General features: G+C 34.3%; 6 protein-coding genes. 4 read left to right on the forward strand and 2 right to left on the reverse strand.

The annotated features are described in order from the left end of the window. Positions 1-81 precede the first annotated feature (81 nt). Positions 82-2,604: a TonB-dependent receptor plug domain-containing protein gene (locus tag KPC_RS15740; RefSeq protein WP_121975305.1), complete on the forward strand. Its 2,523-nt coding sequence runs from the start codon at positions 82-84 to the stop codon at positions 2,602-2,604. Positions 2,605-2,625: 21 nt separating this feature from the next. After that, positions 2,626-3,021 (forward strand): DUF4951 domain-containing protein, encoded by a 396-nt coding sequence (locus tag KPC_RS15745; RefSeq protein ID WP_121975306.1) that lies wholly within the window; start codon positions 2,626-2,628, stop codon positions 3,019-3,021. Positions 3,022-3,097: 76 nt separating this feature from the next. Here KPC_RS15745 and KPC_RS15750 read toward each other — a convergent pair whose 3' ends face one another. Beyond that, the gene (locus KPC_RS15750; protein ID WP_121975307.1) at positions 3,098-4,513 is read right to left on the reverse strand and encodes an aspartate ammonia-lyase; all 1,416 of its coding nucleotides are present in this window, start codon (positions 4,511-4,513) and stop codon (positions 3,098-3,100) included. A gap of 139 nt (positions 4,514-4,652) precedes the next feature. On the opposite strand from KPC_RS15750, the gene KPC_RS15755 reads away from it, so the two are divergent. Then, positions 4,653-5,549: a LysR substrate-binding domain-containing protein gene (locus KPC_RS15755; RefSeq protein WP_121975308.1), complete on the forward strand. Its 897-nt coding sequence runs from the start codon at positions 4,653-4,655 to the stop codon at positions 5,547-5,549. Positions 5,550-5,712: 163 nt separating this feature from the next. On the opposite strand, the gene KPC_RS15760 is transcribed toward KPC_RS15755, so the two are convergent. Beyond that, a complete protein-coding gene (locus KPC_RS15760; protein ID WP_121975310.1) occupies positions 5,713-6,636 on the reverse strand; it encodes a LysR family transcriptional regulator in 924 nt (307 codons plus the stop codon). 235 nt (positions 6,637-6,871) lie between these two features. Between KPC_RS15760 and KPC_RS15765 the strand changes: the two genes are divergently transcribed. Next, positions 6,872-7,927: an aromatic ring-hydroxylating oxygenase subunit alpha gene (locus tag KPC_RS15765; protein ID WP_121975309.1), complete on the forward strand. Its 1,056-nt coding sequence runs from the start codon at positions 6,872-6,874 to the stop codon at positions 7,925-7,927. Positions 7,928-7,947 lie beyond the last annotated feature (20 nt).

Raw genomic sequence — 7,947 nt, forward strand, 5'->3', positions numbered from 1 at the left:
CAATTATCATTTTTATTGCAAAAATATTGTAAATATAAATAATGCTGATTCTCATTATTGTTTACAACACAGGTGTTTTTGATGCGATTTACTGCGCTCACATTAGCAATGAGTTTTATATTTTTAAATCAGTGTTTTGCATCTCAAATAGAAAAAGTGGAAGCTGAAAGTAAAAAGAAAATACATGCTGCATTGACTAAAATCATTATAAAGGCAGTAGAAGATCAAGTCGTGGGCAAAAATCATTACAATGAGGGGCAGCTCAAAGGGATGCCAAATGGCAACAAAACAATTAGCGAATTTTTAAGAAAAAACCCTAATGTACAGTTTTCACAAAATAATATGGGTGCAGGAACACAAGGAGAAATCAAAGCAGCTGATTTTAGTATTAACGGCGCTATGTTCTATGACAATAAGTTGTTGTTTGATAATGTAAGCCTAAATAATTCAATTAATCCAGCAGCTGGGCAGAGTTCTTCAGCTGATTATCATATTCATTCCTTAGGTGGTTCTTCGTTTTCAACCACTATTAATACAGATTTGATCTGTGAATTAGATGTTTTAGATAGCAATGTCAGCGCAGAATACGGAGAGTTCACTGGTGGCGTAGTAAAAGCTAAAACCTGTGCACCTAAAACAGCTGTTGGAGAAATACACGGTCAAATTTCTTATGACTATACATCTAGCGACTGGACTAAATTTAGTTACGCAACAGCAGATGAATTAGAAAAATTTGAAAACAACCAAAATCAAAACTATCAAAAAGATTTTATAAAACGAGGTCTTTCAGCAATTGTTTATGGGAAGTTTTCTGAGAAAATTGCAACAAGTTTAACTGTATCAAAGCGATGGTCTGATATTGGATTTACCACACAACTTTTAGATGGGAGTCTTGCTGATCAAAAGCGTGAGAATGATAACCTAAACTTAAATGTTTATATACAACCAAATGATCAAAATAAATTAAAAGTAGGATTACAGTATCAAAGAGATCATAAGGATTTGCACCAGTTTAATGTAAAAAATAGTGGAAAAAAAACTGATGAAAATAACCAGGCACTTGAGTTAGAACTTGAAACGCATTTTAACCGTGCCAAATTGACCCAATCATTGGTTTATCAGAAACAAAAACAAGCAAATGATTCAGATTTAAATGAATTAATCGCTTGGAATTCATCGAGAGATAAGAATTGGTCGGCATTATCTACTGCAAGCGAAGGTGGTTATGGAGATAAAGCTCAAAATCTTGTAAGTTTAGAATACAAAATATCTTCTCAGTTAAACCCGTTTCAAATTGCTAATGTTGAGCATCTGTTCTTATTTGGTGCAGGTTATGGACATTATGCAGCAGATTGGAAACGCCTAAGTGAAGCTTATGTTTATTTATTGCCATCTAGGCTAAAAAAAAATCATGATTTTACATGCTTAAATATAAATGGTGAAATAGATCGGTTTTGTGATTTATCTTACAATAATGGTATTGGGCAATACCATACAAGACGTGAAATCTACAAAGCGGGAACGATTGCAGTAACTCAGGAACGAGCTCATTTATTTATTGAAGATTCGATTAACTGGAACAATATAATCAAAGCCAGAATTGGTTTGCGTGGAGACTTTGATAGTCTTAATGGACAAATTAATTATGCACCACGTTCGAATATCCAGTATTTACCATTTTCAGATAGTCGTCTGACGTTTACTTCAGGTTGGAATCGCTATTATGGAAACAACTTGTTTAGTTATGTACTACAGGATGGCATAAACAAACTGATTATTTCTCAATCAAGAGAAAATATTGATACAGCATGGGGAACGCCTAAAAATAGTCAAACTTCCAATGTACAAAAGACCAAACTGGATACCCCATTTGCCGATGAGACTGTTTTTGCTGTTGGTAGTCGATTTGGTATTTTTGATGGTCAAATTAAATATGTGCATCGTAATTATCGAGATCAGATCAGAAAAAATAGAGTTAATTGGTCACCATTGATTGATCAATACGATAATCTGGGTCGCATCAAGGCAGATGTTTATACTTTGGCATTATCAAATTTTGTACCATTTACATTTGCTGGAAGTCAGCATCAATTCCAGTTCGCTTTTGATTATAGTGATATTAAACGTAATTTTAGTGATTATGATGATTCTATAAATGCTTTAACCTATCGGCAATATATTAAATATGATGGGAAAATAATTGATCAGGCTGACCGACCAGCGAATAACTTTAATCAACCTTGGACTGCACGTTTGGGCTGGGATATTTCGTTTGACAAAATTCCGTTGAAAATTAGTCATTTTTTTAGGTTGAGAGGAGCATATGATGCAATGGTTCGCTCAAGTATCCCTGCAAATCAACAAGTTGAATATTTAGGGCAAACTGTGGTCTCTGAATATAAAGCGATGAAAATGCCAAGTGCTTTTACTTGGGATATGCGTGCAACTTATGATGTTGCTACTGGACAGGGCTCAAAAATGATCTTTGGTCTAACCGTAAAAAACTTGACCAATAAATTTAATAAATACACCGAAGATGATAAATCGACGCTCTATTCTGAATCGGGACGCCAATTCATTGCTGATGTTAGTTTTAAATTTTAATTGAGTTTGAAGGTTATATTGATGAAAAAATTATATTTTAGTATCGCATTACTGCTTTGCTCCCATACTGTGTACGCTGAAAATAAGGATTTGAATAAAGCAGAGCATAGTCAAAAGAATTGCTATGTCGACCCTGATATTCAAAGAAAGCAGATACCGAAAACACCGGATGATATGTCTTTACCCAATTTTGGTCAGGGAATAATTGGATGGGGAACAGGGGCAGAAGGTACACAGAACAAATTGATTAATTTGAATATCATTGATATCCAAAGTTATAAAAAACAAGGTGTGACATTGGCTATGATTCAAGAATGGCAAGCATTTTATGAAAATGAAAGCAAACGTAATACTTGTAACCCTACAGCACCATTACGAGCTGAATTAATGAAGAAAATTGCATTGATGTGGCAATAATCGATTTATAAAAAGCCAATGAAAATCATTGGCTTTTTAGGGAGAGTTTTAATTGGGAGATAATTAAACGAGGAATCTACGCCGACATTTTCGGCTTAACCATATTATTGATTGAAATCACATTTTCCAATAATTCTGGAGACATCAAATTTTCCTGAAGGACGATGTCAATCACGCTTTCATTATTCACTAATGCCTGTTTGGCAATGCGTGTAGTTGTTTCATAACCTAAATAAGGGTTCAATGCAGTCACGATTCCAATCGAATGCTCAACAAGATGTTTACAATGCTCAGCATTTGCACTGACTGTATCAATACATTTGCTTTTGAACATTTTCATGGCATTGCTGAGAAGTTCAATTGATTCAAACAATTTATATGCAATTAACGGTTCCATTGCATTTAACTGCAATTGACCTGCTTCTGCCGCGAATGTTACAGCCAAATCATTTGTAATGATTTGAAAACATGAAATATTCATTGCTTCCGGGATAACAGGATTAACTTTACCAGGCATAATTGAACTGCCAGGTTGACGTGGTTCCAGATTAAGCTCACCAATACCCGTACGAGGACCGCTAGATAATAAACGCAGGTCATTTGCAATTTTAGAAAGTTTGGTTGCTGTACGTTTAAGCAAACTTGATAAAAGAACAAAATCACCCATATCAGATGTAGCTTCAATCAGATCAGGCGCAACTTTAATTTCTTTTTTCGAAATGCGTGACAAGGCTTGTGTTGCTAAAGTTGCATAACGGGCTTCAGTATTGATACCAGTACCAATCGCAGTTCCTCCTAAATTTACATAGCCAAAAGTATCTGGAACTAAAGCATTAATTTTATCCAGATCTTTTTGTAGCGTTGTAGCAAAACCAGCAAACTCTTGCCCTAGTGTCATAGGAACAGCATCTTGAAGTTGTGTGCGTCCCATTTTAATAATATTTGCAAATTCCGATGACTTTCCATTTAAGCTTGAAATTAGCTCTCTAAATGGTGTCATTAATTGATCCAGACTAAATAACAAGCCTAAACGAATTGCAGTAGGATATGCATCATTTGTGGATTGCGACATGTTGACGTCATTGTTTGGATGTAAATATTGATACTGACCTTTTTCATGTCCCATATGTTCCAATGCAATATTTGCAATGACTTCATTGGCATTCATATTGGTCGATGTACCTGCACCACCTTGAAGCATATCAATTGGAAATTCTTCTTTGAAATGACCATCAATCAATTGCTGACATGCATATTGAATTGCGTCAAATTTATTTTGATCAAGTTTTTTCAGTTCTAGATTTGCCGTAGCACAAGCTAATTTAACCATCGCAAAAGATTTAATAAAGTTTGGAAAATCACTTATTTTACTTTTAGATAAATTGAAATTTTCTAGAGCGCGAAGGGTTTGGATACCATAATAATGTTCGTTATTTACATCACGAACGCCGAGGAGATCTTTTTCAATACGTGTTAAATTGCTGGAATTCATAACATTCGTCAATTTGACTGGAGATAATTCATATTATGTTTCAATTTATTTTTTTTCTAATGCATTAATCACGAGTGTTATGCATTTTTTGCATAACATGATTATAATTTGAAAATTACAACAAGGATAAATTCTCCCAATGAGTATTGAAGTGCGCTGGATTGAAGATTTATTGACGTTAGAGCGTAATAAGTCTTTTTCCAAAGCTGCTGAACAGCGTTTTATTAGTCAATCGGCTTTTACACGTCGAATTCAGCATATCGAAGAGATGGTTGGCGCAGATATTGTGCAACGTGATACACACCACAAAATTGAATTTACAGAAATAGGAAAGCTGTTATTAACCGTATCGAAAAATATAGAAACACAATTAAAAGAAGCAGAAAGTTTAATTAATAATATCAAGAGCAGCCATGAATCAATTATAAGATTTTCTGTTGCACATTCTTTAGCCTCTGGCTTTTTGAGCAATTTTTTAAAGAAATTACCTATACCTATACAGGATTTTAAAATCGAGATTTTAGCAACAAATATCGATGAGGGATTATCTTTATTAAAAGAAGGTAGTACAGATTTCATGATTTGTTATGGTCATAAGTTAAATGACACTTTATTGAAAAGTAATACTCTTAGTTATATTAAAATTGCTGAAACTGAAATTGTACCTGTAATTGCACATTTTGAAAATAATCCTCACGAATATGACATTCATGAAAAATTTCCATTGTTGACCTATAGTCATAATGCCTATTTGAGAAATGTTGTAGATCGGCTTATACAAGGAAAACTCAAGTATAAAATACTCTATGAGACTGATATTGCAAACAATTTAAAAGAATTGGTGTTACATGGTTTAGGTGTTGCATGGCTACCAAAAATTATTATGCAAGAAGAGCTGGCTGCGGGAAAACTAAAAATCATTAATGAGCCAGAATATCATTATTCGCAAGATATTTTAATTGTAAAAAATAAATTTAATAATAATAAGGATATTAATAATATCTGGAATTCATTATTGAACTTCGATAAGTTATAAATAATAGAGGATGTGGTGTATTCACATCCTACTCTAAATAGTAGCATCAGCATGCTGAATTGGTTTTATAGTTGAGTTATCGGTATAAATAGTAGTCAGGAATTTTGGGCATTATCTGAAGCCTGTAACCAATAAAACGAGTACTTTTATAAAAAGAATGCAATCACAATTGACTGACTTTATTTTTTAATTGTTCCATTTGTTCAATAAGATGATTAATCATGATCTGGGATATACGTGAAATTTGTCTCTTAGGCGCAACACACAGTGCAATAGTCAGTGGATATAATCCTTTTTCCTTGATTGGCTTAAATATAATTTCATCACGTTCTAATAAAGGATATGCATCAATATAAGACAATACTCCTATTCCCAGGTTTTTCTTGATCAATGAAATAATCATTCTGATATCGTTGCATTCAAGTTTTTGTTGAGGTGAAACATTGTGATATTTGTATAGAGCATGAACATAATCATAAATTGTTAATGGCGTACCCGGGATGAGGTGTTTAAAATTTAAAGTATCTGAAAAATATAGCTTGTCTTGCCGAGCTAAAGAATGGTCTTTTGCCATAACAAAACCGAGTGGAATTTCAACAAATGAAAGCACATCCAGTTGCGTATGACTTTTAGGGTTTAGGATTATTCCAAAATCAAGTTCAGCATCACTAATCATTTTGGAGATAATTTCACTTTCTTGAATGCAAACATTAAGGTTGATCCATGGATAATTTTCATACATATATTGAATAGAGTCTAAAACAAATCCATCACTCAAGGCTGAGATGAGTCCGAGTTCAACGTTACCTCTTGATAGTCCTTGTATTTCATCAAAACGGATACGAGTACGCTGAAATTCTTTTTGCCACTTTAATAAGTCTGTATAGAGCAATTCACCAGCTAATGTAAGTTTCAAACCATTTGAAAGTCGTTCAAAAAGTGCGATACCAAATGCTTCTTCTGCAAGTGTAATCTGCCTATGTACAGCAGAAACAGAAATAAAAAGTTGTTCAGATGCCTTACGTAAACTTCCTGTTTCAGCAACTGCTATAAAATATTCAGAAAAACGTGAAAAGGTAATATTCATCATCGCATGATTTCACTAAATTAAAAACTTAGGGGCTCTATATAAAATCAAGCTATTTTCATGCCAATAACAACAATAAATCTTAAAAGTGTTCTAATTTTTAGAATGTAAAGTACGAAACATTCTAATAGACAGAAAGTCGATATATTGGCTAATTTGAGAACCATGAAAGAGATTCAAGTTTGATTTACTCTTTTTTAATGGATTGTTATTTAAAGATAATTGTGGGGTAGATATGAATGCCATACCAGTTCTAAATTTAGTTACTCAACCGAATTGTAGTGAATTTGACCCTTCAGACTGGAATATTTTAGCAGAGCATTGGTATCCGGTTGCACGTATTCAGGATGTTACGGAGCAACCTCAACAGGTGCAGTTACTTGATGTAAAAATGGCACTGTATAAAACAGAAAGTGGTGAGATCCAACTGGCACGTGATATTTGCCCACACAGAGGCGTGCCATTAAGTAAGGGATGGGTAGAGGGAGATGAAATTATTTGCCCTTATCATGGTCTTAGATATAACACTGCTGGAAAATGTGTAAAAATCCCTGCTCAACCAGAATTAACAAAAATTTCTGATCGGTTTAGTCTGATTAAATTTCCTGTTATTTTAAAATATGGCTTGGTCTGGACCAGTTTATCTGGTCGCGACGAAAATAAAGCAAATTTTCCTGTACTGGATACCTGGGACAATGAACAGCATCAAGCCATATTGCCTCCATTTGTTGATATTGGCGGAGCAAGTGGCCGGCAGTTAGAAGGCTTTATTGATGTTGCACATTTCGCATGGGTACATCACCAATCCTTTGCTAACCCAGAAAATCCTGTGGTACCCAAATATTCAACAGAGCGCACCGATTATGGCTTACATACGGAATATGTGAGTGATGTCAGCAATTATCCACATGGTATGCAACATCTAGCACCAGCAGGATTTTTATGGAAACGTATATTTGATGTTTATCCACCATTTTCAGCTGTTTTGACCATCCATTTCCCTGAAAATGGAATATTAAAAATACTGAATGCGTGCTGTCCTGTGTCACATAATAAAACCCGTTTATTCGTACCATTGACGCGTAACTTTGATACAACAGGCGATCTTGAAGCAGTATATTCCTTCAATGCCCAAATATTTGCAGAAGATCAGGAGATGGTTGAAAGCCAGAAACCAGAAGAGTTGCCTTTAGATATTAGTATGGAGGCGCATTTTGAAGCTGATCGTTCTTCAACTACTTATCGTAGAATTTTGGCTGAATGGGGGCTGAGTAAACGCTATATTATTTAATATAAATAAGGTATTTAAAC

The sequence above is a fragment of the Acinetobacter stercoris genome (genome assembly GCF_900323515.1).
GTDB lineage: Bacteria > Pseudomonadota > Gammaproteobacteria > Pseudomonadales > Moraxellaceae > Acinetobacter > Acinetobacter stercoris.